The 24282-nt window shown below is 71.9% G+C and carries 25 protein-coding genes, 3 tRNA genes and 1 pseudogene; 22 read left to right on the top strand and 7 right to left on the bottom strand.

Features of this window, described 5'->3' with window-relative positions:
• Position 1 precedes the first annotated feature (1 nt).
• The 8 genes from IO33_RS0120320 (at position 2) to IO33_RS0120355 (ending at position 8162) form a co-directional block, all read left to right on the top strand.
• A complete protein-coding gene (locus IO33_RS0120320) occupies positions 2-553 on the top strand; it encodes a NuoI/complex I 23 kDa subunit family protein (protein WP_031166982.1) in 552 nt (183 codons plus the stop codon).
• 14 nt (positions 554-567) lie between these two features.
• Positions 568-1179, top strand: a complete 612-nt coding sequence (locus tag IO33_RS0120325; RefSeq protein WP_209438888.1) for an NADH-quinone oxidoreductase subunit J family protein — start codon at positions 568-570, stop codon at positions 1177-1179.
• Positions 1179-1568: an NADH-quinone oxidoreductase subunit NuoK gene (gene nuoK, locus IO33_RS0120330; RefSeq protein WP_031166987.1), complete on the top strand. Its 390-nt coding sequence runs from the start codon at positions 1179-1181 to the stop codon at positions 1566-1568. The genes IO33_RS0120325 and nuoK overlap by 1 nt, the downstream gene beginning before the upstream one ends.
• Positions 1565-3559 carry an NADH-quinone oxidoreductase subunit 5 family protein gene (locus IO33_RS0120335; protein ID WP_031166989.1) on the top strand — a complete coding sequence of 665 codons (1995 nt, stop codon included), beginning with the start codon at positions 1565-1567 and terminating at the stop codon, positions 3557-3559. The genes nuoK and IO33_RS0120335 overlap by 4 nt, the downstream gene beginning before the upstream one ends.
• 6 nt (positions 3560-3565) lie before the next feature.
• Positions 3566-5140 carry an NADH-quinone oxidoreductase subunit M gene (locus IO33_RS0120340; protein WP_031166991.1) on the top strand — a complete coding sequence of 525 codons (1575 nt, stop codon included), beginning with the start codon at positions 3566-3568 and terminating at the stop codon, positions 5138-5140.
• A complete protein-coding gene (locus IO33_RS0120345) occupies positions 5137-6654 on the top strand; it encodes an NADH-quinone oxidoreductase subunit N (RefSeq protein ID WP_031166992.1) in 1518 nt (505 codons plus the stop codon). Before IO33_RS0120340 ends, IO33_RS0120345 begins: the two co-directional genes overlap by 4 nt.
• A 255-nt stretch (positions 6655-6909) precedes the next feature.
• The gene (gene htpX, locus IO33_RS0120350) at positions 6910-7773 is read left to right on the top strand and encodes a zinc metalloprotease HtpX (protein WP_031166994.1); all 864 of its coding nucleotides are present in this window, start codon (positions 6910-6912) and stop codon (positions 7771-7773) included.
• Positions 7770-8162, top strand: a complete 393-nt coding sequence (locus IO33_RS0120355) for a YccF domain-containing protein (protein ID WP_031166996.1) — start codon at positions 7770-7772, stop codon at positions 8160-8162. Before htpX ends, IO33_RS0120355 begins: the two co-directional genes overlap by 4 nt.
• Before the next feature lie 119 nt (positions 8163-8281).
• Here the strand turns inward: IO33_RS0120355 and IO33_RS0120360 are convergent, their stop codons facing one another.
• Positions 8282-9532, bottom strand: coding sequence for an APC family permease (locus IO33_RS0120360; protein ID WP_031166998.1), 1251 nt, complete (start codon positions 9530-9532; stop codon positions 8282-8284).
• A 154-nt stretch (positions 9533-9686) separates the two neighbouring features.
• On the opposite strand from IO33_RS0120360, the gene IO33_RS0120365 reads away from it, so the two are divergent.
• Positions 9687-9953: a GlsB/YeaQ/YmgE family stress response membrane protein gene (locus IO33_RS0120365; RefSeq protein WP_031167000.1), complete on the top strand. Its 267-nt coding sequence runs from the start codon at positions 9687-9689 to the stop codon at positions 9951-9953.
• A 92-nt stretch (positions 9954-10045) separates the two neighbouring features.
• Here the strand turns inward: IO33_RS0120365 and IO33_RS0120370 are convergent, their stop codons facing one another.
• Positions 10046-10534 (bottom strand): YajQ family cyclic di-GMP-binding protein, encoded by a 489-nt coding sequence (locus IO33_RS0120370; protein WP_031167002.1) that lies wholly within the window; start codon positions 10532-10534, stop codon positions 10046-10048.
• Between the two features lie 227 nt (positions 10535-10761).
• Between IO33_RS0120370 and IO33_RS0120375 the strand changes: the two genes are divergently transcribed.
• From IO33_RS0120375 to IO33_RS0120390, 4 genes are all read left to right on the top strand, one after another.
• Positions 10762-10843, top strand: a tRNA-Tyr gene (locus tag IO33_RS0120375).
• Positions 10844-10957: 114 nt separating this feature from the next.
• The gene (locus IO33_RS0120380; protein ID WP_031167004.1) at positions 10958-11311 is read left to right on the top strand and encodes a DUF6233 domain-containing protein; all 354 of its coding nucleotides are present in this window, start codon (positions 10958-10960) and stop codon (positions 11309-11311) included.
• 44 nt (positions 11312-11355) lie between these two features.
• Entirely contained in the window at positions 11356-11580 is a 225-nt protein-coding gene (locus IO33_RS0120385) for a hypothetical protein (RefSeq protein ID WP_031167006.1), read from the top strand.
• Positions 11581-11621: 41 nt separating this feature from the next.
• Positions 11622-11834, top strand: a complete 213-nt coding sequence (locus tag IO33_RS0120390) for a hypothetical protein (RefSeq protein WP_031167008.1) — start codon at positions 11622-11624, stop codon at positions 11832-11834.
• 123 nt (positions 11835-11957) lie between these two features.
• Here the strand turns inward: IO33_RS0120390 and IO33_RS0120395 are convergent, their stop codons facing one another.
• Both IO33_RS0120395 and IO33_RS0120400 read right to left on the bottom strand, forming a co-directional pair.
• Entirely contained in the window at positions 11958-12614 is a 657-nt protein-coding gene (locus IO33_RS0120395) for an SDR family oxidoreductase (protein WP_031167010.1), read from the bottom strand.
• A 629-nt stretch (positions 12615-13243) separates the two neighbouring features.
• Positions 13244-14509 (bottom strand): amidohydrolase family protein, encoded by a 1266-nt coding sequence (locus IO33_RS0120400; RefSeq protein WP_031167012.1) that lies wholly within the window; start codon positions 14507-14509, stop codon positions 13244-13246.
• Between the two features lie 331 nt (positions 14510-14840).
• Here IO33_RS0120400 and IO33_RS0120405 point away from each other — a divergent pair.
• The 8 genes and pseudogenes from IO33_RS0120405 (at position 14841) to IO33_RS0120440 (ending at position 20215) form a co-directional block, all read left to right on the top strand.
• Positions 14841-14913: transfer RNA gene (locus IO33_RS0120405), tRNA-Thr, on the top strand.
• 46 nt (positions 14914-14959) lie between these two features.
• Positions 14960-15032: transfer RNA gene (locus IO33_RS0120410), tRNA-Met, on the top strand.
• Between the two features lie 90 nt (positions 15033-15122).
• Entirely contained in the window at positions 15123-15287 is a 165-nt protein-coding gene (gene rpmG / locus IO33_RS0120415) for a 50S ribosomal protein L33 (RefSeq protein WP_003948671.1), read from the top strand.
• Between the two features lie 343 nt (positions 15288-15630).
• Entirely contained in the window at positions 15631-16083 is a 453-nt protein-coding gene (locus IO33_RS0120420) for a MaoC family dehydratase N-terminal domain-containing protein (RefSeq protein ID WP_031167014.1), read from the top strand.
• Positions 16084-16090: 7 nt separating this feature from the next.
• The gene (locus IO33_RS0120425; RefSeq protein WP_031167016.1) at positions 16091-16519 is read left to right on the top strand and encodes a MaoC family dehydratase; all 429 of its coding nucleotides are present in this window, start codon (positions 16091-16093) and stop codon (positions 16517-16519) included.
• Positions 16520-16705: 186 nt separating this feature from the next.
• Positions 16706-17275: a TetR/AcrR family transcriptional regulator gene (locus IO33_RS0120430; RefSeq protein WP_031167018.1), complete on the top strand. Its 570-nt coding sequence runs from the start codon at positions 16706-16708 to the stop codon at positions 17273-17275.
• A gap of 84 nt (positions 17276-17359) precedes the next feature.
• Positions 17360-18765, top strand: a pseudogene (locus tag IO33_RS44345) (MFS transporter); the annotation flags it as partial.
• Positions 18766-19159: 394 nt separating this feature from the next.
• A complete protein-coding gene (locus IO33_RS0120440) occupies positions 19160-20215 on the top strand; it encodes a UDP-N-acetylmuramate dehydrogenase (RefSeq protein ID WP_031167020.1) in 1056 nt (351 codons plus the stop codon).
• Positions 20216-20316: 101 nt separating this feature from the next.
• On the opposite strand, the gene IO33_RS0120445 is transcribed toward IO33_RS0120440, so the two are convergent.
• A complete protein-coding gene (locus tag IO33_RS0120445; RefSeq protein ID WP_031167023.1) occupies positions 20317-20949 on the bottom strand; it encodes an NAD(P)-dependent oxidoreductase in 633 nt (210 codons plus the stop codon).
• Positions 20950-21051: 102 nt separating this feature from the next.
• On the opposite strand from IO33_RS0120445, the gene IO33_RS0120450 reads away from it, so the two are divergent.
• On the top strand, positions 21052-21663 hold the full coding sequence (locus tag IO33_RS0120450) for a TetR/AcrR family transcriptional regulator (protein WP_031167025.1): 612 nt from the start codon (positions 21052-21054) through the stop codon (positions 21661-21663).
• 3 nt (positions 21664-21666) lie between these two features.
• Here IO33_RS0120450 and IO33_RS0120455 read toward each other — a convergent pair whose 3' ends face one another.
• Both IO33_RS0120455 and IO33_RS0120460 read right to left on the bottom strand, forming a co-directional pair.
• Positions 21667-22701, bottom strand: a complete 1035-nt coding sequence (locus IO33_RS0120455; protein ID WP_031167027.1) for an adenosine deaminase — start codon at positions 22699-22701, stop codon at positions 21667-21669.
• A 124-nt stretch (positions 22702-22825) separates the two neighbouring features.
• Positions 22826-24052, bottom strand: a complete 1227-nt coding sequence (locus tag IO33_RS0120460) for a pyridoxal phosphate-dependent aminotransferase (protein ID WP_031167029.1) — start codon at positions 24050-24052, stop codon at positions 22826-22828.
• Between the last annotated feature and the right edge of the window lie 230 nt (positions 24053-24282).

Below are 24282 nucleotides of genomic sequence, written 5' to 3' on the forward strand. Positions count from 1 at the left end.
CATGGCCCCCATTCCCGGCAGTGGCCTCGCCAAGGGCCTGGCCGTCACCCTCCGCACGATGACGAGGAAGACGGTCACCGAGCAGTACCCCGAGGCCCAGCCCGAACTGCCGCCCCGCACCCGCGGTGTGATCGGCCTGTTCGAGGAGAACTGCACGGTCTGCATGCTCTGCGCCCGCGAGTGCCCGGACTGGTGCATCTACATCGACTCCCACAAGGAGACGGTCCCGCCGGCCGCCCCCGGAGGCCGCGAGCGCAGCCGCAACGTCCTCGACCGGTTCGCCATCGACTTCTCCCTGTGCATGTACTGCGGTATCTGCATCGAGGTCTGTCCTTTCGACGCGCTGTTCTGGTCCCCGGAGTTCGAGTACGCCGAGACCGACATCCGCGACCTCACCCACGAGCGCGACAAGCTCCGCGAGTGGATGTGGACCGTCCCGGCCCCGCCCGTCCTCGACCCCGCGGCCGAGGAGCCGAAGGAGATCGCCGCCGCCCGCAAGACCGCCGAGAAGCTGGCGGCCGCGCAGGCCGAACCGCAGGAGGGCGAGTCGTGACCCTCGCCGCAGCCATGAGCCTCGCCGCGGGCCACCCCGGCTTCCTGTCCCCGACCGGCGTCGAGATCGCCTTCCTCCTGGTCGGCCTGGTCACCTTCGGCGCCGCGCTGGTCACCGTCACCACCCGCCAGCTGGTCCACGCCGCCCTGTGGCTGGTCGTCGCGCTCGGCGGCCTCGCCGTGGAGTACCTGCTGCTCACGGCCGAGTTCATCGCCTGGGTGCAGGTCCTGATCTACGTCGGTTCCGTCGTCGTCCTCCTGCTGTTCGGGCTGATGCTCACCAAGGCGCCCATCGGCCGTTCCCCGGACGCCGACTCCGGCAACCGCTGGGCCGCCCTGACCGTCGCGGTCGCCGCCGCCGTCGCCCTGGTGTGGGTGGTCGTCGACGCCTTCCGCACCACGTGGATCGACCTGAACGGCCCGGCCGCCGGCTCCACCCGGGTCACCGGCGAGAGCCTGTTCCGGACCTGGGTCCTGCCCTTCGAGGCCCTGTCCGTGCTGCTCCTCGCGGCCCTGGTCGGCGCGATCGTCCTGTCCCGCAAGGCGACGGCGGACACCGCCTCCGGCGGGACGGCCCCCGTGGAAGCACCCGCGACCGCACCCGGCGAGAAGGAAGGCGCCCGCTGATGCACCTCGCCTACCCGGCCGTACTCTCCGCCCTCCTCTTCTGCACCGGCCTGTACGGCGTCCTCGCCCGACGCAACGCGATCCTGGTCCTGATGTCGGTCGAGCTGATGCTCAACGCCGTCAACCTCAACCTGGTCGCCTTCGACGTCTGGCTCAGCCGCGCCGCGAAGGAGACCCTGCACTCCGGCCAGGCGCTGACCCTGTTCACCATCGCCATCGCCGCCGCCGAGATCGGCATCGGCCTGGCGATCGTGCTCGCCGTCCACCGCAACCGTGGCACGGCCGACATCGACAAGCTCCGCGACACCGCCGAGGGCCCCGGCACCGGCGGCTCCGGCATCGAGGACCCCGGCTCCTCCGCGGCCGAGAAGGCTGAGGCCACCGCGTGACCACGACCACCCTCGCCGTCCTCGTCCCCCTCCTGCCGTTCCTCGGCGCGGCCGCCGGGCTCCTGCTCGGCCGCACCGCGCCCGGGTTCGTCCGCCCGCTCGCCGTCCTGCCGCCGCTGGCCTCACTCGCGCTGGCCGCGCTGGTCGCCGTGCGCCAGGGCGGCGGCGCGGCCATCGACGCCCACACCGAGCTCACGCCCACCGGCTCGGTCCCCATCGAGCTGTCCCTGCACATCGACGGCTTCGCCGCGCTCGTCGCGATCCTCGTCGCGTTCGTCGCCGCCTGCGTGCAGATCTACTCCACGGGCTATCTGCGCGACGACCCGCGCTACCCGTCGTACGCTGCCCTCGTCTCCCTGTTCACCTCCGCGATGCTCCTCGTCGTCTACTCCGGCGACCTGATCGTGCTGCTGGTCGGCTGGGAAGTCATGGGCATCTGCTCCTACTTCCTGGTCGGCCACTACTGGGAGACCCCCGAGGCCCGCGCCGCCTCGCTGAAGGCCTTCCTGGTCACCAAGCTGGGCGACGTGCCGTTCCTCATCGGCCTGTTCGCGCTGGCCACCGACGCCGGCTCGTTCCAGATCACGCACGTCCTCGGCGCCGTCGCGAGCGGCAACCTGCACCATCCGACGGTGGTCGCCCTGCTGCTCCTCGCGGGCGTCGCGGGCAAGTCGGCGCAGTTCCCCCTGCACACCTGGCTGCCGGACGCGATGGCGGGCCCGACACCCGTCTCCGCGCTGATCCACGCCGCGACGATGGTCGCCGCCGGTGTCTACTTCATCGCCCGTCTCCTTCCGGTGTTCGAGGCCTCCCAGGCCGCGATGATCGTGCTGGCCGTCATGGCCGCCGTGACCATGACCGGCTCGGGTCTGGCCGCGCTCGCCCAGGACGACATCAAACGCGTCCTCGCCTACTCGACGATCGGCCAGCTCGGCTACATGACCGGCGCCCTCGCCGTCGGTGACCGCGGTGCCGCCGTCTTCCACCTCCTGTCCCACGGCGCCTTCAAGGCGCTGCTGTTCCTCGCCGCCGGCGTGATCATCCACGCCGCCGGCACCAACTCACTGGCCGCCATGTCCCGCATGCACGGCCTGCGCGACCGCGTGCCGGACGCCTACTGGACGATGACCGTGGCGCTCCTCGCGCTCGCCGCGATCCCGCCGTTCAGCGGCTTCTTCTCCAAGGAGTCCGTCCTCGGCGCCGCCGAGCACGCGACTGACGGCCACACAGCGCACGTACCCGGCTCGGCCGGCTGGATCGTCCTCGTCGCCGGCCTGGTCACGGCCCTGCTGACCGCCGCCTACGCGACCCGGCTGTGGCTGCTCGCCTTCCGCGGCCGGGGCGCCGAGGCCCCCGACCACGGCCGACAGCCGCTCACGATGACCGTGGTGCTGTGGGTCCTCGCCGTACCGTCCCTGGCCTTCGGCGGGCTCGCCTACCGCTCGCTGCCTGGCTGGTTCGACGGCCGCGACCTGACCCCGACCCTCCTCACCTCCATCCTCGGCACCGGCTTCGCCCTGGTCGGCGGGCTGCTCACCTACGGCGCCTGGCAGCGCACCGCGCAGCTGGCCGCCCGGGTCCCGCTGGGTGCGGTCGCCGCCCACCCCGAGGGCGACGCCGCACTGGTCGAGGCCGAGGCCATCGCCACCCACGAGCCGGCCTACGGCGACATCGCCTACGCCCCCGACCCGGCGGACCCCGGCCGGCTGCTGCTCGGCCCGCTGCACCGTTCGGCGGCCGCGGGCTTCCACCTGGACGCCGTGTACGACGTGCTGTTCGTCCGCCCGGTCCAGGCCGGGGCGAGCCTCGTCCGCTTCCTCGACCGCGAGGTCGTCGAGACCTACGTCCAAGGAGCGGCCGGCCTGCCCCGGCTGCTCGGAGCCGCCGTCAGGCGTGCGCAGACCGGCAATGTGCAGACCTATGTGAGCGCTCTGCTCGCCGGCACCGTCGTCCTGGCGGTCGCCGTCGTCCTCGTCGCCACGGGAGCGTGAGCAGGCGTGATCGATATCAACGAGTCCGTGATGCAGTTCCTTCTGGCATTCGTCGTCGTCGGCCCGCTTCTCGGTGCCGTCGCCGCTCTCCTCCCGGCCCCGCCCGGACTGAAGGGGAAGTCACCCGAGCAGGCCGTGCTGCGGCACGGTGTGACCGTGACCGGCGCGATCCTCATCGCCGCGATCGTCCTCGCCCTCGGCTTCGACCACGCCCATGCGTCGAAGATGCAGGCCACGACCGACATCAGCTGGATCCCGGCACTCGACGTGCGGATCCACCTCGGCATCGACGGCATCTCCCTCCCCCTTGTCGTGCTGACCGCGCTGCTGACCTTCCTCTGCGCGCTGTACTCCTACTTCAAGCCGCCCGCGGGCGGCTCCCCGAAGGCGTTCGTCGCGCTGCTGCTCCTGCTCGAGTCCGGCACCCTGGCGTCCTTCGCCGTCCTCGACCTGCTGCTGTTCTTCCTCGCGTTCGAGATGGTGCTCATCCCGATGTACTTCCTCATCGCCCGCTGGGGCGGTGAGGGCCGGACCCGGGCCGCGTGGAAGTTCATCCTGTTCACCTTGCTCGGCTCCGTCGTCATGCTGCTCGGCCTGCTCCTGATCGGAATCAAGGCGGGCACGTTCGACATGGTGGCACTCGCCACTGACAACGGCCGGTCGCTGACCGCATCCGTGCAGGTCATCGCCGTTCTGGCGATCGGGATCGGGCTCGCGGTGAAGACGCCGATGTGGCCGCTGCACAGCTGGCTGCCGGACGCCCACACCGCTGCCCCGACCGTCGGTTCGGTGCTGCTGGCCGGCGTACTGCTCAAGATGGGTACGTACGGGTTCGTCCGGATTCTGCTGCCGATCGCGCCGCACGGCTTCCACACCTTCGCGCCGTACCTCGCCGCGTTCGCGGTCGTCGGGATCATCTACGGGTCCCTGGCCTGCCTGGCCCTGGCCAAGCGCGGCGCCAAGGGCGATCTCAAGCGGCTGATCGCCTACTCCTCCGTCGGTCACATGGGCTTCGTCCTGCTGGGCATCGCCACCATGACCCCGACCGGCGTCAACGGCGCCCTGTTCGCCAACATCGCCCACGGCCTCATCACCGGCCTGCTCTTCTTCCTCGTCGGCGCGCTGAAGGACCGCACCGGCACCACCGACCTCGACACCCTCGCCGAGGAGACGGGCGCCGCGCTGTACGGCAAGGCGCCGCGACTCGGAGGGCTGCTCGCCTTCGGTGCCGTCGCCTCGCTCGGCCTGCCGGGACTCGCCGGGTTCTGGGGCGAGATGCTGGCCCTGTTCGGCGCGTTCAAGCCGGCCGCCGACCTCAGCCGGCCCGCGTACCTGACCTTCATGGCGATCGGCGCGTTTGGCACCCTGCTGACCGCCGCGTACATGCTGATCGTGGTCCGCCGGGTCTGCATGGGCGGAGTCGAGCAGGAGGTCCCGGCCCTCGCCGACGTGCGCGGGTACGAGTTCGCCGCCTGGACCCCGCTCGTCGCCCTCACCGTCGTCGCCGGACTGTGGCCGAGGGCGCTGCTCGGCCTCACCGACCCGGCCGTGCACCAGCTCCTCGCAGGAGGCCACCGATGAGCGCCCAGCCCCTCGCCGAGTCGCTCGTCCAGTCCGTCGACTGGCTCGCCGTCGCCCCGCCGACCATCGCCGCCGCGGTGGGACTCGTCGTCCTGGTCGCCGACCTCTTCCTGCCCGAGGCCCGCAAGCCCGTCCTGGGCTGGCTCTCGGTCGCCGGACTGGCCGTGGCCGCGCTGATGCTGCTACCCCTCATGGACGGTGACCGCAGCACCTTCTGCCTGAACGGCGCCCCGCGCGCGTGCAGCTACACCGCCGACCACTTCACGCTCGTCATCCAGTTCCTGGTCCTCGGCGGCGCCCTGCTCGCCGCCCTGCTGTCGGTCACGAACCTCAAGGACGACGAGCGGCGCGTCCCGCCGGGCGAGTTCTGGTTCCTGCTGCTGTCCTCCGCGGCCGGCGCCGCCCTGCTGCCCGCCTCCCGCGACCTGGCCACCCTGATCGTGGCCCTGGAGGTCGCCTCGCTGCCCGCGTTCGCCCTCGTCGGCATCCGGCACGGTGACAAGCGGTCCTCCGAGGCCGCCCTGAAGTTCTTCCTGTCCTCGGTGACGGCCACCGCGGTCAGCCTGATGGGCATCAGTTTCGTCTACGCCTCCACCGGCACCCTCTACCTCACCCAGGTCGCCCAGCGCCTGACCCACGTCGACGGGCAGCTGCACACCCTCGCCCAGGCGGGTGTCGTCCTCACCCTGATCGGCTTCGCCTTCAAGACGGCCGCCGTCCCCTTCCACTTCTGGGTGCCCGACACCTACGTCGGCGCTCCGCTGCCCGTCGCCGCCTACCTGTCGGTCGTCGGCAAGGCGGTCGGCTTCTCCGGCCTGATCCTCGTCACCGTCGTCGCGTTCCCGTCGTACGCCGACGTCTGGGGCCCCGCGCTCGCCGCCCTGGCCGCGCTCACCATGACCGTCGGCAACGTCGGTGCCCTGCGCCAGCAGGCCACGCGCGCGTACAGCGCCGTACGGCTGCTCGCCTGGTCCTCCGTCGGCCAGGCCGGCTACCTGCTCGTGCCGATCGCCGCCGCCGGATACGTGAAGGACCCGCAGAAGGCGATCGGCTCCACGGTCGCCTACGCGCTGATGTACGCCGCCGTGAACCTCGGCGCGTTCGCGGTGGCCGCCCTGGTGGGCCGCAGCCGGGCCCGCAACCGGATCTCCGACTACCGGGGGCTGTACGCCACCAACCCGCTCACCGCGCTCCTGCTGGCGTTCTTCCTGCTGTGCCTGGCCGGGCTGCCGCCGGGCGTCATCGGGCTGTTCGCGAAGGTCACCGTGTTCTCGGCGGCCGTCGACGCGGGCCTCGGCTGGCTGGCCGTCGTCATGGCCGTCAACGTGGTGATCGCCCTCTTCTACTACCTGCAGTGGACGGCCCTGCTGTTCCGCGCTCCCGAGGGGGAACCCGCGCGGCACCGCGTTCCCGCTCCTCTCACCGCCGCCCTCGCCCTCACCGGCGTACTCGGCGTCGCCCTGTCCGGAGCACCCCAGCTGGTCCTCCGCTTCGCGGCCACCGGCCTGTTCTGAGAAGCCGTCACGCGCGCGTGGCGCACCATCCGGTCGCGCGCGCCCGAGCAGCCGCGCGCCCGAGCAGCCGCGCGGCCGCGCGCCGACGTCCGCCGCTCGTCCACGCGCGCGTGCCGTCGGCGGCCGTCCCACCCGTACGGCCGAGGCAGGGCAACGCTCGCACCTGGGAACTCGTGCCTCCCGCCTGGCGTTGAGCAGTACAGGAGGATCCACTGGACCGAAGGGTTCCCTGCTGCACGAATTGGAGGGCGTACGGTGCACCGCCGGCACAATGGGCTCAGGACCGCAGTACTCCTCGGGGGGCTGTCGGCCCTCATCATCGTCATCGGCAGCTTCTTCGGCCGCACCGGCCTGATCGTCGCCGTCCTGGTCGCACTCGGTACGAACGCGTACGCGTACTGGAACAGCGACAAGCTGGCGCTTCGTGCGATGCGTGCCCGCCCGGTCAGCGAGTTCGAGGCCCCTGGCCTGTACCGGATGGTGCGCGAGCTGTCCACGCAGGCCCGCCAGCCCATGCCCCGGCTCTACATCTCCCCGACGGAGGCCCCCAACGCCTTCGCGACCGGCCGCAATCCGCGCAACGCGGCCGTGTGCTGCACCGAGGGCATCCTGCGCCTGCTGGACGAGCGCGAGCTGCGCGGTGTCATCGGCCACGAGCTGAGCCACGTCTACAACCGGGACATCCTCATCTCCTCGGTGGCCGGCGCACTCGCCTCGGTGATCATGTTCCTGGTGAATTTCGCGTGGCTCATCCCGGTCGGCCGCTCGGACGACGACGACGGCCCCGGACTGCTCGGCATGCTCCTGATCGTGATCTTGGGCCCGCTCGCCGCCACCCTCATCCAGCTGGCCGTCAGCCGCTCCCGCGAGTACGAGGCGGACGCCTCAGGGGCCCAGCTCACCGGTGACCCGCTGGCCCTCGCCGGCGCCCTGCGCAAGCTGGAGGCCGGCACCCAGCAGCTGCCGCTGCCGCCCGAGCCGCGGATCGAGACCGCCAGCCACATGATGATCGCGAACCCCTTCCGCGCAGGCCAGGGTCTGACCAAGATGTTCTCCACGCACCCGCCGATGGCGGACCGCATCGCCCGGCTCGAGAAGATGGCAGGTCGTTACCAGTGAAGACCATCCTGAACATCATATGGCTCATCCTGAGCGGCTTCTGGCTGTTCCTCGGCTACATCTTCGCCGGCGTCCTGCTCTGCATCACGATCATCGGAATCCCCTTCGGCGTAGCCGCGTTCCGTATCGGCGTCTACGCCCTGTGGCCCTTCGGGTACACCACGGTCGAGCGCCGCGACGCGGGCGCCCCCTCCTGCATCGGCAACGTCCTGTGGCTGATCCTGGCCGGCTGGTGGCTCGCGCTCGCGCACATCGTCACCGGTATCGCCCTGTGCGTCACGATCATCGGCATCCCGTTCGGCATCGCCAACTTCAAGCTGATCCCGGTCTCCCTGCTGCCGCTGGGCCGCGAAATCGTCCCCACGGACGAGCCGTTCGCGACCCGCTGAGCCGGCCGGCGCAGGCCGCGCACCGGATGCGTGTGCGACAGCGGGCGCGCTGACGGCCCGTCACGGCGCCGCGTCCTCGCCGCGCCCCTGGGGGCCGACTCGCGGCGTACCCGGCCGCGTCACACGCCGCGCGGCCGCGCCCACCGCCGTACCCCGTAGGCCGCCACGCCCACCGCGAGTACGCCCGCCCCCACGGCCACCGAGACGGCGGGCAGCGCGAACGCCAGTGCGGAGCAGCCCAACAGGCCCACCACGGACACCACGCGGGTCGACGGCCCCGGAGCCAGGGTCCACGCGGACGCGTTGGCGACGGCGTAGTAGGCGAGCACCCCGAAGGAGGAGAAGCCGATCGCACCGCGCACGTCCACCGTCGCGGCCAGTACGGCGACCACCGCGCCCACGGCAAGCTCGGCACGGTGCGGTACCCGGAAGCGCGGGTGCACGGCCGCCAGCGCCGTCGGCAGATGCCCGTCCCGGGCCATGGCCAGCGTCGTCCGGGACACGCCCAGGATCAGGGCGAGCAGCGAGCCGAGCGCCGCCACCGCCGCCCCGGCCCGCACCACGGGGGCGAGGCCCGGCACGCCGGCCGCCCGCACCGCGTCGGCCAGCGGCGCCACCGCGCGCCCGAGCCCGCCCGCGCCGAGGACACCGAGCACCGCGACGGCCACGCACGCGTACACCACCAGTGCGATCCCCAGAGCCAGCGGGATCGCACGCGGAATCGTGCGTGCCGGGTCCCGTACCTCCTCACCGAGGGTCGCGATGCGCGCGTACCCGGCGAACGCGAAGAACAGCAGCCCCGCCGCCTGGAGCACCCCGCCGGCGCCCGACGACAGCCCGATGTCCAGCCGCCCGGCGTCGGCCCGCCCAAAGGCCAGGCACACGATCACCACGGTCGTGAGAACGGCCAGCACCACGGCCACGATCACGCGCGTCAGCCACGCCGACTTCTGGACGCCGCCGTAGTTCACGGCCGTCAGGGCCACCACGGCCGCGACCGCCACCGCATGCGCCTGCCCCGGCCACACGTACGCGCCCACGGTGAGCGCCATGGCCGCACAGGACGCCGTCTTGCCGACCACGAACGCCCAGCCCGCGAGATACCCCCAGAAGGCACCGAGCCGTTCCCGCCCATAGACGTACGTGCCGCCGGAGGCCGGATAGCGGGCGGCGAGACGGGCCGAGGACAGGGCGTTGCAGTAGGCCACCAGGGCGGCGAGCGCCAGCCCGGGCAGCAGTCCCGAGCCGGCCGCGCGGGCGGCGGGCCCCAGGGCCGAGAAGACACCGGCTCCGATCATCGAGCCGAGGCCGACGACCACGGCGTCCCGTACTCCCAGGGTGCGTCGCAGCTCGGTGCCGGCAGGTGTCATACGCCGCACCCTACTGAGCGCGGCAACCGTGCGGTGGCCCTGTGACGTCCTCTTCATCGACACGGCACGAACACGCGCGCGTGGACAGCGGGTCCGCCCCGGATCCTCGGCCGCCGGACAGTGCGGACCCAGCGCGGAAGGGCAGGTTCACGGTATGGGCATCATCGCTTGGATCATCCTGGGACTGCTGGCCGGAGCCATCGCCAAGGTCCTCCTGCCGGGCCGCGACCCCGGCGGCTTCATCGGCACGACCCTCATCGGTATCGCAGGCGCGTTCATCGGAGGCTGGATCTCCGCCCGTTGGCTGCACCATCCGATCACCAAGAGCTTCTACGATGGCGCCACCTGGGCCGCGGCCATCGGCGGCTCCCTGGTGCTGCTGATCGTCTACCGCGTACTGTTCGGCAATTCCCGCGACTGAGCGCGCCCATGGCAGCGGAAAGGGTGGGCACCGCTCGGGGGTGCCCACCCTTCCTCTGCGTTTCCCGCTTTTGCCGATGTCCTGCCGGTCTCCTACCGGTAGTTCACGAACTGCAGCGCGAAGTCGAAGTCCTGGCCCTTCAGCAGCGAGATCACGGCCTGCAGATCGTCCCGGCTCTTGGAGGAGACGCGCAGCTCGTCGCCCTGGACCTGGGCCTTCACGCCCTTGGGGCCCTCGTCGCGGATGATCTTCGCCACCTTCTTCGCGTTCTCCTGGGAGATGCCCTCCTCGATCGACGCGAAGATCTTGTACTCCTTGCCGGACAGCTGGGGCTCGCCCGCGTCCAGCGCCTTCAGCGAGATACCGCGCTTGATCAGCTTGGACTGGAAGACGTCGAGGACAGCCTTCACCCGGTCCTCGGAGTTCGCCTCCATGAGGATCTTCTCACCGGACCACGAGATCGAGGCACCCACGCCCTTGAAGTCGTAGCGCTGCGAGATCTCCTTGGCGGCCTGGTTGAGGGCGTTGTCGACCTCCTGCCGCTCGACCTTCGAGACGATGTCGAAACTGGAGTCGGCCATGTCCTGTGGCTCCTTGTATCGGGGTGCGTATCGGGTGCGTGCCGGCGTGCGCGGCGGCGGCCGCCGGGCCCGGCGTGAGGCCGGGCCGCATCCGCACCAGCCTAGCCACCCCGCGAGCCGAGGGGTGGAGATCAACCGGGTGGCGAAGCACCCCCGTGTATCGGGTATTGTTTACGTCGTCGCCAGGGAGCACCGCCGAAGAGCGGTTTGACCTGGTGTCCAACCCCGGCGGTGTGCCCGAGCGGCCAAAGGGAGCAGACTGTAAATCTGCCGGCTTCGCCTTCCCAGGTTCGAATCCTGGCGCCGCCACACGGGAACGAGAGCCCCGTGACCTGCAAGATCAGGTCACGGGGCTCTCGTCGTGTTGGGGTTCTGGTGTATCCGCTGGTCGCACTCCGCGGTCTCTTCACTAGAATCGAACGCGTGAACGAAGACGGTCCGCTGACGCGTCTCGACATGCTGCGTTTCGCCCGCCGCGTCGTCGAACACCAGGCCGCGAGGCAGCTTGCGCTGATGGACCGGTGGATCGCGGACGAGGAGCGCAGGGAGGCCGAGCGACGCCGCCGCCTCGCGACCCGGCAGGCCGCGCCCGAGTGGCTGGTCGAGCGCGGTCTGAACGGCAGCAGCGCCGTGTACGTCCACCTCGGTGGCTGTACGAGCGCCGGTGGGCGCAGCAAGGGAGTCGGGCGCGACCAGGCGGTACGTGCCCTCACCGAAGGAGGTGTCCCCGCGTGCCCGCTGTGCCGGCCCGACACCGCGCTGGGGCTTCTGGAATGACCGGTCCGGGTGCGGCCCCGGGCGGTCCGGACGATGCTGGAGCCATGGCCGGGAAACGACCCATCATCGTGCACCTGCCGTCCCCGACCGGCGGGCGCCGGGTCCGGGTCGACGGCGAGATTCTCGGCCTGGCGCACAGCGTGCGGGACCTGGTGGAGTTCCTGCGCCGGGCGGGGCTGGAGATCGAGCCGGAGCAGGTGGCCGACTCGCCGCTGATCGACTGGCGCGGGGTGGGACCCGACCGCTGGGAAGCCGAGACCCGCACCTGACGCCGGTGTCGCCCGCGCGCCGCCGCGGGCACACTGACGGCATGTCCTCCCCACGCAGAACCTGTCCCGTGTGCCGCCGCGACATCGCCGTCGTCGCCGGCCGCTTCGCGCGGCACGACCCGTCCGGGGCGCGGCAGAGCGGGGAGCTCGTCTCCTGTGCCGGATCCCGGCGGCAGGCGCAACCAGATGCCGTCCAGCCGACGTTGGACGGCTACGCCGTACCGGAGTTTCCCGGGCAGCTGACGCTTTTCTGAGCGCGGATCGGAGCCGGGGGAACCGGGAGCCGGGCGCCGGCTTGCGGAGTCTGACGGGGCGACAGCGGGCAGCAGGAGAGGCCGGGTGGCGGGTTCGGTCGTTTCAACGGGCGGGGGCCGGTCTCAGTTCCCGGCCACCGACTTCACCGCGACCGACACCGGCGTCGATCCGTTGATCAGCTCCAGCGTCAGGCCGGTCGTCGCCGGGGTGTCCACCAACTCCGCGAGAACGGCCGCGACATCGTCCCTCGTGATCGCGCCGCGCCCGGTGTTCGCCTCCAGACGGACCAGACCGGTGCCCGCGTCGTCCGTCAGCGAACCGGGGCGCAGGATCGTCCAGTCCAGGGCCTCCTGGCGGGCGACGTACGCGTCCGCCTCGCCCTTGGCGCGCAGGTACGCGTCGAAGACGTCCTCGCCCCGGTGCGCGGGATCCGCGCCCATCGAGGACACCACCAGAAAGCGGCGCACGCCCGCGCGGACGGCCGCGTCCGCGAACAGTACCGCCGCGCCCCTGTCCACCGTCTGCTTGCGTTCCGTGCCGCTGCCCGGGCCCGCGCCCGCCGCGAAGACCGCCGCGTCGGCGCCCTGCAGGTGCGCCGCGACCTCTTCGACCGAGACGGACTCCAGGTCGAGCAGGACCGGTTCGGCACCGGCCGCCCGCAGATCGTCGCCCTGCTCCCTCTTGCGGATGATCCCCGCGACCTCGTCCCCGCGCGCGGAGAGCAGACGCTCCAACCGCAGCGCGATCTGACCATGACCACCAGCGATGACAATGCGCATGATTCCGACCGTACGCCGGGAGGGGCGCATCCGCCGCACGAGTTAACCGGCACGGCCGGAGCGCGCCGGGCGCACGCCCGCCATCGCGCGCCTGGCGCCACGCCCCCCTGCCCGGCGCGCACACGATCCGCACCCCTCGCGTCGCCAACACCCGCACCAGCAACGCCACGACAGCCCGCGAGGGTCAAGGCCAGCCGGCTACGGCAAGGCAGCCGAGCAGCGCCGGAGCCGCTCCGATACCTCGTGGCAGGCCGTGGAGCGGCAGGCCGGCTCGGAGATGTCTGTGGCAGGCCGTGGAGCGGCAGGCCCGGCTCGGAGCTGCCTCGTGGCAATCCGAGCAACCCCAGGCGGTTCAGATGCCGCGTGGCGGCCCGAGCAACCTCAGGCCGACCCAGCTGCCTCCGGACAGCCCGAGAAGGCCCAGGCCGCTCCAGCCGGCTCCCGGGCCGCCCAGGAGGTATCAGCTGCCCCTCGGGCCGCCGGGAGCTATCAGCTGCCTCTCGGGCCGCCCGGGAGGTATCAGCCGGCTTCCGGCCCGCCCGAGACGTACCCGCCGGCTTCCGGCCCGCCCGAGACGTACCAGCTGCATCCCAATCCGCCCCGGGAGCGCTCAGATCGGCCCGGCCGCCTCAGGACAGCTCACCGCGCCCCTGCCGCGGCAGCCCGAGTTCCACCGCGGCCGCCGAGTTGCAGTACTCGCGCACCGCACTCGTGCGGGCCACCACCCGGCCCCGGTGCACCACGATCCGGCTGTAAGCCAGGGACAGGGCGCCGGCCAGGCGGTCGCCGCGCACGGCCAGGAGCTCGGCGGGGAAGCCGGCCTCCACGCGTACCTCCGGCAGCCCCAGCGCCGTGCGCGCCGAGGCGCTCACGGCGTCGTAGGCGTCCTGCGGGCGCAGGCCGTGCGCGGAGGCGAGGAGGTACGCCGCCTCCAGGGGGTCACCGCGGCCGACGGGGTTCGAGAGGTCGCGCAGGGCGCCGCTGCCGGCCGCCACCCGCACCCCGGCCGCGCGCAGCAGCCGGAGCGGAGCGACGCCCCGCCGGTCGGCGCCGCCGCAGCCGCCCTGGGGCAGGCACACGACCGTCACGCCGGCCGCCGCGAGCTGGTCGGCGGCGCGTGAGGCGGCCTCGGCGGGAACGCGCGTGAGACCGGCGCACGGCCCGATCGTCACGCCGGGGCGCAAGCCCCCCGCCATGGCCGCGAGCCGGGACAGGCGGGCCGGGTCGGAGGCGTCCGTGTGCAGGTCCACCGGGCAGCCGTGCTCGGAGGCCACCTCAAGGACCGTCTCCACATAGCCCGTGGGATCGGGGTCCAGGTCGGGGCAGCCGCCCACCACGGAGGCGCCCATCTTGACCGCGTCACGCAGCATCGCCAGCCCGTCGGCCCCGGCCACCCCGGTCAGCAGCCGGGGCATCGCCACCGTCGTCAGCTCCGCCAGCCCGCGCAGCGAGCGCCGCGCCTGCAGGACGGCGCCCAGTGCGCCGAGGCCCTGGACATCGCCCACGCGCACGTGCGCGCGTGACGCCGTCGCTCCGTGCCCGAGCTGCAGCAGAGCCGCCTCCGTCGCCCGGCGCTGGACGTCCTCGGGGGCGTACGACACAGGCCCGGGGTGCTCGGCGGACAGCGCGGTGTCACTGTGCGCGTGGGGCTCGGCCGGGGCCGGGAGGAGCAGGTATCCGTTCAGGTCCACGCGCGTGGCGCCCGTCCGGGCCGGGCCGGGCGCCAGGCTCCCGGCCGTGCCCACCGCCTCGATGCGCCCGCTGCCCAGCCGCACGTCCACGGTCCGGCCGTCGGTGAGCCGGGCCCCGCACAGCAGCAGGGCGGCGACGTCGGACTGGCCGGAGGATCCCGAGGAGTTCGACGGTGGGTGGGGCTGCGGCTGGCTGTCGGGCATCGCGCTCCAGGTTCGGGGCCGGGGGCTCGGACGGACCCGCGTGAGGATTCCGGGGGTCCGGTAACCCCATGATCACGCAGAGTGAGTCGAGCCTAGGGTGGCGAGCCGCGTGGGACGCGCAGGAGCGCAATAGTCGTATCGGCGTGGTCCGCCCCTGGCGGCACTCGTGCGGCACACGTGCGGCACCCGCGTGTGGCCGCGGATCCGCCCCGGCGGGCCCCCGTCCATGCGACTCGTGAGGCCGCTGCGAGGGCTGGGACGGGAGCCGTGATGGGCGGCCGGATACGGATTTGGGTGAACGGCGGCGGACCGTGTAATGTCTTCATCGCTCGCCCCAATAGCTCAGTCGGCAGAGCGTCTCCATGGTAAGGAGAAGGTCAACGGTTCGATTCCGTTTTGGGGCTCTGGTGTGAGAGGTTCCCGTCGAAAGGCGGGTTCTGATCGCATCTCAGCGGTGTAGCTCAGTCGGTAGAGCAAGCGGCTCATAATCGCTGTGTCACCGGTTCAAGTCCGGTCACCGCTACAGACAGTAGCCGATTGCGGGGTCGGTCCTTCGATCGGCTACTCTTTCTTGCGTTGAATCAGTCCATCTGTTCGTCTTAGGAGCACTCACGTGGCTGCCACCGACGTCCGCCCGAAGATCACGCTGGCCTGCGTGGAGTGCAAGGAGCGGAACTACATCACCAAGAAGAACCGGCGTAACAACCCGGACCGTCTTGAGATGAAGAAGCACTGCCCGCGTTGCAACGCGCACACCGCGCACCGCGAGACGCGATAAACAGGCTCGTACGCGAGGCCGTCCCCTTCCGAGGGGGCGGCCTCGCGTCGTTTCAAGAGCGGCGCCGGATCACCCGGTTCACCGGCTCGTGAGCCGACGCGGGTCACCGACTCGTAGGGCCGGTGTGGGTCACCGACTCGTAGAGCCGACGCGGGCCACCGGCATGGGCGGCCGACGGGGTTCAGCGGCTCATCGGCCCGCGCCTCGTCGACCCGCCAGGTGCGCGTCGACCCACCGTTTGCGCGTCGACCCGCCGGTCGCCCGTCCGTCCCACCCGCACGTTCCCCGGCTGGTTTCCGGCTAATTTGGGGCCATCACAGCAGACATCAGGAGGTGCCGGGCCATGGCGCTCGACCAGTCCTTCGTAGGACGGACCTACCCGCCCACCGCGGCCTATGAGGTGGGCCGGGAGAAGATCCGCGAGTTCGCCGAGGCGGTGGGCGAGACCAACCCGGTCTACACCGACCCCGAGGCCGCGAAGGCGTACGGACATCCCGATGTGATCGCCCCGCCGACGTTCGTCTTCTCCATCACCTTCCGGGCCGCGGCGCAGGTCGTCGAGGACCCGCAGCTCGGCCTCGACTACAGCCGCGTCGTGCACGGCGACCAGAAGTTCGCCTACAACCGCCCGGTGCGCGCCGGCGACCGGCTCTCGGTCACCTCCACCATCGAGGGGATCAAGTCCCTCGCGGGCAACGACATCCTGGACATCCGCGGTGAGGTGTACGACGAGGCGGGCGAGCACGTCGTGACCGCCTGGACCAAGCTGGTGGCCCGCGCGGCCGAGGAGGCGTGAGGACCTGATGACGGCGAAGATCACGTACGCGGACGTCGAGGTCGGCACCGAGCTGCCGGCGCAGACCTTTCCCGTGACCCGGGCCACCCTCGTGCGCTACGCGGGCGCCTCCGGGGACTTCAACCCGATCCACTGGAACGAGAAGTTCGCCAAGGAGGTGGGCCTGCCGGACGTCATCGCGCACGGCATGTTCACCATGGCCGAGGCGATCCGCGTGGTCACGGACTGGGTCGGTGATCCGGGCGCGGTCGTGGAGTACGGCGTCCGCTTCACCAAGCCGGTCGTCGTGCCGAACGACGACCAGGGGGCCCTGATCGAGGTCAGCGGCAAGGTGGCGGCCAAGCTCGACGACAACGCGGTGCGGGTGGACCTCACGGCGACCAGCGGCGGCCAGAAGGTGCTGGGCATGTCCCGGGTGGTCGTGCGTCTGGCCTGACGGCGCCCACAGCGGTGATGTGCCACCGCGGAGATGTGCCTCAGCGGTGACGTGCCACAGCGGTGATGTGCCTCAGCGGTGATGTAAGGGGCGTCCTCCCTGGTGGGGCGCCCCTTACGCGTCTGCGGAACGCGGGGCCCGAACGGGCCGCTTGCCAAGTTAGTGATTGAGTACTAACTTATGCGTATGCCCAGGATGAGTGCAGAGGAGCGGCGTGAGAGCGTCGTTCGCGCGGCGATCACGGAGTTCGCGCGGAAGGGGTACTACGGCACGTCCACCGAGGCGATCGCGGCCCGCGTGGGCGTCTCGCAGCCGTATCTCTTCCGGCTCTTCGCGGGCAAGAAGGCGATCTTCGCCGCCGCGTCGTTCCGGTGCGTGGAGGACACCTGCCGGGTCTTCGAGGAGGCGGCCGAGGGGCTGGAGGGCGAGCAGGCCCTGCACGCCATGGCGAACGCCTATGTGCGGATGATCACGGAGCAGCCCGAGAAGCTCCAGATGCAGATGCAGACGTACATCGCCGTCGCGGCGGCTGAGGCGGAGGGTGACCACGAGTTCGGAGAGGCCGTGCGGACGGCCTGGATGAAGCTCTGGGACACGGTCCACCTGCCGCTCGGCGCGGACGACGGCGAGACCACGACCTTCCTGGCCTACGGGATGCTCATCAACACCCTCGCGGCCATGGGGTTTCCGCCCGAACACCGGGTCTGGCAAGGGATGTATCCGTCGGCCCGGGCGACGGGCCGGCTGGAGAAGTAGCGGAACGAGGCGGGTGGCCCGCCTTTTTCGCGCCCAGGAAAGTTAGTCAGCAATAACTAACTCATTCGCTCTCTAGGGGGAGAGATGTCACAGCAGACCGCGCAGAGCGCACCGCGCGGAGGGGCCGCGTGGGCCCTGGTGATCACCAGCGTCGCCGGATTCATGGCGGCCCTCGACAACCTCGTCGTCACCACCGCCCTGCCCTCCATCCGCAAGGACCTCGGCGGCGCGCTGGGGGACCTCGAATGGACCGTGAGCGCCTACACGCTCACCTTCGCCGTCCTGCTGATGTTCGGCGCCGCGCTCGGCGACCGCTTCGGGCGCCGCCGGCTGTTCATCGCCGGCCTCACCGTGTTCACCGGCGCCTCCGCCGCCGCGGCCATGGCGCCCGGCATCGGCTCCCTGATCGCCGCCCGCGCGGTCCAGGGAGTCGGCGCGGCCGTGATGATGCCGCTCACGCTGACCCTGCTGACCGCGGCCGTACCGCCGCCAAGCGCGGGATGATGTACGGCATCTGGGGCGCCGTCAACGGCCTCGCCGTCGCCTCCGGGCCGCTCATCGGCGGCAGCCTCACCGAACATGTCTCCTGGCACTGGATCTTCTGGCTGAACGTCCCGCTCGGCCTGGTCACGCTGCCGCTCGCCCGCCTGCGCCTCGCCGAGTCCTACGGCGCCGGCGCCCGGCTCGACGTCCCCGGCACCCTGCTCGCCAGCGGCGGGCTCTTCGGAATCGTCTACGGCCTGGTCCGCGGGCCCTCCGACGGCTGGACCGACACCCTGGTCCTGACCGCGCTGTGCGCCGGCGGCGCGCTGCTGACCGGGTTCGTCCTGTACAGCGCGCGTGCGGCCAGCCCCATGCTGCCGATGAGGCTGTTCCGGTCCCGTGCCTTCGCCGGCATCAACGCTGCGAGCCTGCTGATGTTCCTGGGCATGTTCGGCTCGATCTTCCTGCTCAGCCAGTACATGCAGGGCGTGCTCGGCTACTCGCCCACCGAGGCGGGCCTCAGGATGCTGCCCTGGACCGGTATGCCGATGCTCGTCGCGCCCGTCGCGGGGATCCTCTCGGACCGCGTCGGCGGCCGCCCGGTCGTGGCCGCGGGTCTGTTCCTGCAGGCCGTCGGTCTCGGTTACATGGCCGCCGTGGCCACCGCGCACGCCTCCTACGGCGCCCAGCTGCCCGCCCTCGTCATCAGCGGCATCGGGATGGCCCTGTACTTCGCGCCGGCCGCCAACCTGGTGATGTCCAGCGTCCGCCCGCAGGAGCAGGGCATCGCCTCCGGCGCGAACAACGCGCTGCGGGAGGTGGGCGGCGCGCTCGGCATCGCCGTGATGTCGTCGATCTTCTCCGCGCGGGGTGGCTACGAGAGCGCGCAGAGCTTCGTGGACGGCCTGCGGCCCGCCCTGGTCACCGGCTCGGCGGTGGTCGCCCTGGCCGCGGTGGCGGCCCTGGTGATCCCGGCCCGCCGAAGCGCCGCCCGGCTCGCCGCGGTGGACGGCCAGGCATCCGGGACAGCCCCGAAGACCGGGGCCCCGGAGGCTGCCGAGGTGGAGAACGCGGAGGTGGGGAACGCCGCCCCGAAGTCCGGGTCCCCGGAGGCCGCCGAGGTGGAGAACGCCGCCCTGGAGACCACCGTCCGCTGAACCCGCCCCGCCCCAAGACCGCGCCACGTGGCAGACCTCCGGCGACCGGCTGCCCGTGAGCGGGGAGGAGGCGGAGCGGCGGCTCACCCAGACCGTCGGCCGGCAGTACACGGTGCACGCGCGCGTGGCCCCCTTTCCAAGGCCACGCGCGCGTGCACGTGTGCCCGGTCCGGCGAGCGGGCGTGCCGGGGCGGCCGACCCGGGGCCGTCCGCCCGGGCACAGGCGTCTCGTAGTCTTGGGCCCGTGCAGGTACTCCACGACGCCCCCCTTGCCCCGCTGACCACCTTCCGGCTGGGCGGCCCCGCGACGCGCCTGGTCACCGCGGTGACCGACGCCGAGGTGATCGCCGCCGTCCGTGAGGCCGACGACAGCGGGACGCCGCTGCTGGTCATCGGCGGCGGATCGAACCTGGTCATCGGCGACAAGGGCTTCGACGGCACCGCCCTGCGCATCGCCACGCGCGGTGTCGAGCTGCGGGGTACGACGCTGGAGCTGGCGGCCGGCGAGGTGTGGACGGACGCCGTCGCCCGCACGGTCGAGGCCGGGCTCGCCGGTGTCGAGTGCCTGGCCGGCATCCCCGGATCCGCGGGCGCCACGCCGATCCAGAACGTGGGCGCCTACGGCCAGGAGGTCTCCTCCACCATCACCGAGGTCATCGCCTACGACCGGCGCGCCGGCGAGACCGTCACACTGACGAACGAGGAGTGCGCCTTCTCGTACCGCCACAGCCGCTTCAAGGCCGACCCCGAGCGCTATGTCGTGCTGCGCGTCCGCTTCGAGCTGGAGGACGCGGCCGGGCTGTCGGCACCCGTCAGGTACGCCGAGACGGCCCGTGCGCTCGGCGTCGGGCAGGGCGACCGGGTGCCGCTGGCCGACGCCCGCGAGACGGTGCTCAAGCTGCGCGCCGGCAAGGGCATGGTGCTCGATCCCGAGGACCACGACACCTGGTCCGCCGGGTCCTTCTTCACCAACCCGATCCTCACCGACGAGCAGTTCGCCGCGTTCCACGCGCGCGTGCGCGAGCGGCTGGCCGACGGTGTCGAGCCGCCCGCCTACCCGGCGGGGGAGGGCCGTACGAAGACGTCCGCGGCCTGGCTGATCGACAAGGCCGGTTTCACCAAGGGGTATGGCACCGGGCCGGCCCGCATCTCCACAAAGCACACCCTCGCCCTCACCAACCGGGGCGAGGCCACCACCGAGGACCTGCTGGCGCTGGCCCGCGAGGTGGTCGCCGGGGTGCGCGAGGCCTTCGGGATCACGCTCGTCAACGAGCCGGTGACGGTCGGCGTCAGCCTGTAGGACCGGCGGTCCCGCGCGCGCAGCCCCCTCAGGGCCGCCACGGCCTGGTGCCCGGGCAGGCAGCATTCGCCCCGACGGGCAGACGCCGCCTGCCGGGAGCACTAGTACGCCACCCCCACCCCCTGCTTCACCGTGCCCTGGTCGTCGATCATCGCCAGCATCGCGTGGGCCACGTCCGCGCGTGCGATGAAGCGGCCCCTGGGCGGGAAGCCGCCCACGACCGTGCGGTAGCGGCCGGTGAGCGGCTTGTCCTGCAGGCGCGGCGGCCGTACGGACGTCCAGTCCGTGCCGCTGCGGGCCAGTTCGGCCTCCATCTCGCGCAGGTCGGCGTAGACGTCCTTGAGGATCGCCGACACCAGGCCGCGCGCGGCGCGGTCCAGCGGGCCGTCGTCGGCGGGAGCGGGGCCGACCGGGCCGGCGCTGACCACGAGCAGCCGCCGTACCCCCTCGGCCTCCATCGCGTGCAGGATCGTACGGGTCAGCCGGGTGGCGACGCCGGCGTCCTTGCGGCTGCGGGGGCCCAGGCCGGAGAGGACCGCGCCCTGGCCCCTGACGGCGGCGCGCAGCTCCTCCGGGTCGGCCAGGTCGGCGCGGACCACCCGCAGCGCGTCTCCCGTGACGTCCAGCCGGGCCGGATCACGGACCACGGCGGTGACCCGGTGACCGGCGCCGAGCGCCTGACGGACGATCTCCCGGCCGATGCCGCCGGTGGCGCCGAAAACGGTGAGGTTCATGGTGCTCCCCGTACTGCGGTTAGGTGGGTGAGTATTCACTCACCCCTGCTCCACCTAGAGTGGGTAAGTACTCACCCATCCGTCAAGCCCGATTGGACCCCCATGGAGCCGAAGCCGGCGCGTGTCCGCATCCTCGACGCCGCCCACGAGCTCATGCTCACCGTCGGACTCGCCCGCGCCACCACCAAGGAGATCGCCCGGGCGGCCGGCTGCTCCGAGGCGGCCCTCTACAAGTACTTCGACAGCAAGGAAGAGCTGTTCGTCCGGGTGCTCACCGAGCGGCTTCCCCGGCTCACCCCGCTGCTCGGCAGCCTCGCCGCCGAACCGGGACGGGGCACCCTGGCGGGCAACCTCACCGAGATCGCCCGCCAGGCCGCCCTCTTCTACGAGCAGAGCTTCCCGATCGCCGCGTCCCTGTACGCCGAGACCCAGCTCAAGAAGCGCCACTACGAGGCGCTGCGCAAGCTCGGCTCCGGGCCGCACCAGCCCATCCAGGACCTGGACGCCTACCTCCGCGCCGAACAGGCCGCCGGCCGCGTCCGCGCCGACGCCGACACCTTCGCCGCCGCCTCCCTGCTGCTGGGCGCCTGCGCGCAGCGCGCGTTCGCCTACGACGCGGCCGAGCCGGGGCAGCGGCCACCGGTAGACGACTTCGCCGCGCGGCTCGTCAGGACGCTGCTGGGCGCGGTCTCCGTCGCGCCCGCCTCCGCATGAACCTCACACCGGGTGCAACCAGTCGTCCACGCCGGCCAGCAGCCGCGTCTTGACGTCCTCGGGGGCGGCCGAGCCCCGCACCGACTGGCGTGCCAGCTCGGCGAGTTCGGCGTCCGAGAAGCCGTGGGCCTGGCGGGCGATCTCGTACTGGGCGGCGAGCCGGGAGCCGAACAGCAGCGGGTCGTCGGCGCCGAGCGCCATCGGGACGCCGGTTTCGAAGAACGTCCGCAGCGGCACGTCCTCGGGCTTCTCGTACACGCCGAGCGCCACGTTCGAGGCCGGGCACACCTCGCAGGTCACGCCCCGGTCCGCCAGCCGTTTCAGCAGCCGGGGGTCGTCCGCCGCGCGCACGCCGTGCCCGATGCGGGTGGCGTGCAGGTCGTCCAGGCAGTCCCGCACCGAGGCGGGGCCGGCCAGCTCGCCGCCGTGCGGGGCCGACAGCAGACCGCCCTCGCGCGCGATGTGGAAGGCCCGGTCGAAGTCCCGGGCCATGCCGCGCCGCTCGTCGTTGGAGAGCCCGAAACCGACCACGCCCCGGTCCGCGTAGCGCACGGCGAGGCGGGCCAGCGTGCGGGCGTCCAGCGGGTGCTTCATACGGTTGGCGGCCACCAGGACCCGCATGCCGAGCCCGGTCTCGCGGGACGTCGTCTCCACCGCGTCCAGGATGATCTCCAGCGCCGGGATCAGACCGCCCAGCCGGGGCGCGTACGACGTCGGGTCCACCTGGATCTCCAGCCAGCCCGAACCGTCCTTCAGGTCCTCCTCGGCCGCCTCCCGGACCAGGCGCTGGATGTCCTCCGGTTCGCGCAGGCAGGAGCGCGCCGCGTCGTACAGCCGCTGGAAACGGAACCAGCCGCGCTCGTCCGTGGCCCGCAGCTTGGGCGGTTCCCCACTGGTCAGCGCTTCGGTCAGGGTGTCGGGCAGGCGTACGCCGTGTTTGTCGGCCAGTTCCAGGACGGTGCCCGGCCGCATCGAACCGGTGAAATGCAGGTGGAGATGGGCTTTCGGCAGCTCAGAGAGTTCACGTACACGCTCCATCCCCAGATCCTGCCGTACGTCACCGGCGTACCGGTAGCCGTTTCCCCGTACGGGGTCTTGCCCGCACAAACGAACAGGAGCACCTGGGGACGTTCCCAGGTGCTCCTGTCCGGAACGGGACCGATCAGTCCCGCGCCTCCGCCAGCAGCTTCTGGATGCGGCTCACACCCTCGACGAGGTCCTCGTCGCCCAGCGCGTACGAAAGCCGCAGGTAGCCCGGCGTGCCGAAGGCCTCACCCGGGACGACCGCGACCTCGGCCTCCTCCAGGATCAGCGCGGCCAGCTCGACCGTGTCCTGCGGGCGCTTGCCGCGGATCTCCTTGCCGAGCAGCGCCTTGACCGACGGGTAGGCGTAGAAGGCACCCTCGGGCTCCGGGCAGAGCACGCCGTCGATCTCATTGAGCATCCGCACGATGGTCTTGCGGCGCCGGTCGAAGGCCTCACGCATCTTCGCCACGGCCTCAAGGTCACCCGAGACGGCGGCCAGGGCGGCCACCTGGGCGACGTTGGAGACGTTCGAGGTGGCGTGCGACTGCAGGTTCGTCGCGGCCTTGACGACGTCCTTCGGGCCGATGACCCAGCCCACGCGCCAGCCGGTCATGGCGTACGTCTTCGCCACGCCGTTGACCACGACGCACTTGTCGCGCAGCTCGGGCAGCAGCGCCGGCAGGGAGACGGCGGCGGCGTCGCCGTAGACCAGGTGCTCGTAGATCTCGTCGGTGAGCACCCACAGGCCGTGCTCGACGGCCCAGCGGCCGATCGCCTCGGACTCGGCCTCGGAGTACACGGCGCCCGTCGGGTTGGACGGGGAGACGAAGAGGACGACCTTCGTCTTCTCCGTGCGCGCCGCCTCCAGCTGCTCCACGCTGACGCGGTAGCCGGTGGTCTCGTCGGCCACGACCTCCACCGGGACGCCGCCCGCGAGGCGGATCGACTCCGGGTACGTCGTCCAGTACGGCGCCGGGACGATGACCTCGTCACCCGGGTCGAGGATCGCCGCGAACGCCTCGTAGATGGCCTGCTTGCCGCCGTTGGTGACGAGGATCTGCGAGACGTCGGGCTCCCAGCCGGAGTCGCGCAGCGTCTTCGCGGCGATCGCGGCCTTCAGCTCGGGCAGGCCGCCGGCCGGGGTGTAGCGGTGGTACTTGGGGTTCTTGCAGGCCTCGACGGCCGCCTCGACGATGTAGTCCGGAGTCGGGAAGTCGGGTTCACCGGCGCCGAAGCCGATCACCGGACGCCCGGCGGCCTTCAGGGCCTTGGCCTTGGCGTCCACGGCGAGGGTGGCGGACTCGGAGATCGCGCCGACTCGGGCGGAGACCCGGCGCTCGGTGGGTGGGGTTGCAGCGCTCATAGGGCCCATCGTTCCAGACCGGAAATGTCTGCGGCATGCGGGTTTCACGGACTGAACAGCATCGGGTCGAGGCGTGAACACGGGTCCGAATCCGGGCGCCGGCCAGGACGATCTTTGGTCATGTGGCCCTGGACGGGCACTTTCTGTTCGACGCCGGGCCGTTGACCACGTACACTCTCACCTCGTTGGCCTTCAGCAGCCGCCACCGCACCCGGTGCACACCGCGCACC

The organism is Streptomyces durhamensis, assembly GCF_000725475.1.
GTDB lineage: Bacteria > Actinomycetota > Actinomycetes > Streptomycetales > Streptomycetaceae > Streptomyces > Streptomyces filipinensis.

What these genes read in the sequence shown, in the direction of transcription:
- IO33_RS0120320 (WP_031166982.1), top strand. Translation starts at nt 2, where the DNA reads ATGGCCCCCATTCCCGGCAGTGGCCTCGCCAAGGGCCTGGCCGTCACC.
- IO33_RS0120325 (WP_209438888.1), top strand. Translation starts at nt 568, where the DNA reads ATGAGCCTCGCCGCGGGCCACCCCGGCTTCCTGTCCCCGACCGGCGTC.
- nuoK (WP_031166987.1), top strand. Translation starts at nt 1,179, where the DNA reads ATGCACCTCGCCTACCCGGCCGTACTCTCCGCCCTCCTCTTCTGCACC.
- IO33_RS0120345 (WP_031166992.1), top strand. Translation starts at nt 5,137, where the DNA reads ATGAGCGCCCAGCCCCTCGCCGAGTCGCTCGTCCAGTCCGTCGACTGG.
- IO33_RS0120360 (WP_031166998.1), bottom strand. Translation starts at nt 9,532, where the DNA reads ATGACACCTGCCGGCACCGAGCTGCGACGCACCCTGGGAGTACGGGAC.
- IO33_RS0120365 (WP_031167000.1), top strand. Translation starts at nt 9,687, where the DNA reads ATGGGCATCATCGCTTGGATCATCCTGGGACTGCTGGCCGGAGCCATC.
- IO33_RS0120370 (WP_031167002.1), bottom strand. Translation starts at nt 10,534, where the DNA reads ATGGCCGACTCCAGTTTCGACATCGTCTCGAAGGTCGAGCGGCAGGAG.
- IO33_RS0120385 (WP_031167006.1), top strand. Translation starts at nt 11,356, where the DNA reads ATGGCCGGGAAACGACCCATCATCGTGCACCTGCCGTCCCCGACCGGC.
- IO33_RS0120390 (WP_031167008.1), top strand. Translation starts at nt 11,622, where the DNA reads ATGTCCTCCCCACGCAGAACCTGTCCCGTGTGCCGCCGCGACATCGCC.
- IO33_RS0120395 (WP_031167010.1), bottom strand. Translation starts at nt 12,614, where the DNA reads ATGCGCATTGTCATCGCTGGTGGTCATGGTCAGATCGCGCTGCGGTTG.
- IO33_RS0120400 (WP_031167012.1), bottom strand. Translation starts at nt 14,509, where the DNA reads ATGCCCGACAGCCAGCCGCAGCCCCACCCACCGTCGAACTCCTCGGGA.
- IO33_RS0120420 (WP_031167014.1), top strand. Translation starts at nt 15,631, where the DNA reads ATGGCGCTCGACCAGTCCTTCGTAGGACGGACCTACCCGCCCACCGCG.
- IO33_RS0120425 (WP_031167016.1), top strand. Translation starts at nt 16,091, where the DNA reads ATGACGGCGAAGATCACGTACGCGGACGTCGAGGTCGGCACCGAGCTG.
- IO33_RS0120430 (WP_031167018.1), top strand. Translation starts at nt 16,706, where the DNA reads ATGCCCAGGATGAGTGCAGAGGAGCGGCGTGAGAGCGTCGTTCGCGCG.
- IO33_RS0120445 (WP_031167023.1), bottom strand. Translation starts at nt 20,949, where the DNA reads ATGAACCTCACCGTTTTCGGCGCCACCGGCGGCATCGGCCGGGAGATC.
- IO33_RS0120450 (WP_031167025.1), top strand. Translation starts at nt 21,052, where the DNA reads ATGGAGCCGAAGCCGGCGCGTGTCCGCATCCTCGACGCCGCCCACGAG.
- IO33_RS0120455 (WP_031167027.1), bottom strand. Translation starts at nt 22,701, where the DNA reads ATGGAGCGTGTACGTGAACTCTCTGAGCTGCCGAAAGCCCATCTCCAC.
- IO33_RS0120460 (WP_031167029.1), bottom strand. Translation starts at nt 24,052, where the DNA reads ATGAGCGCTGCAACCCCACCCACCGAGCGCCGGGTCTCCGCCCGAGTC.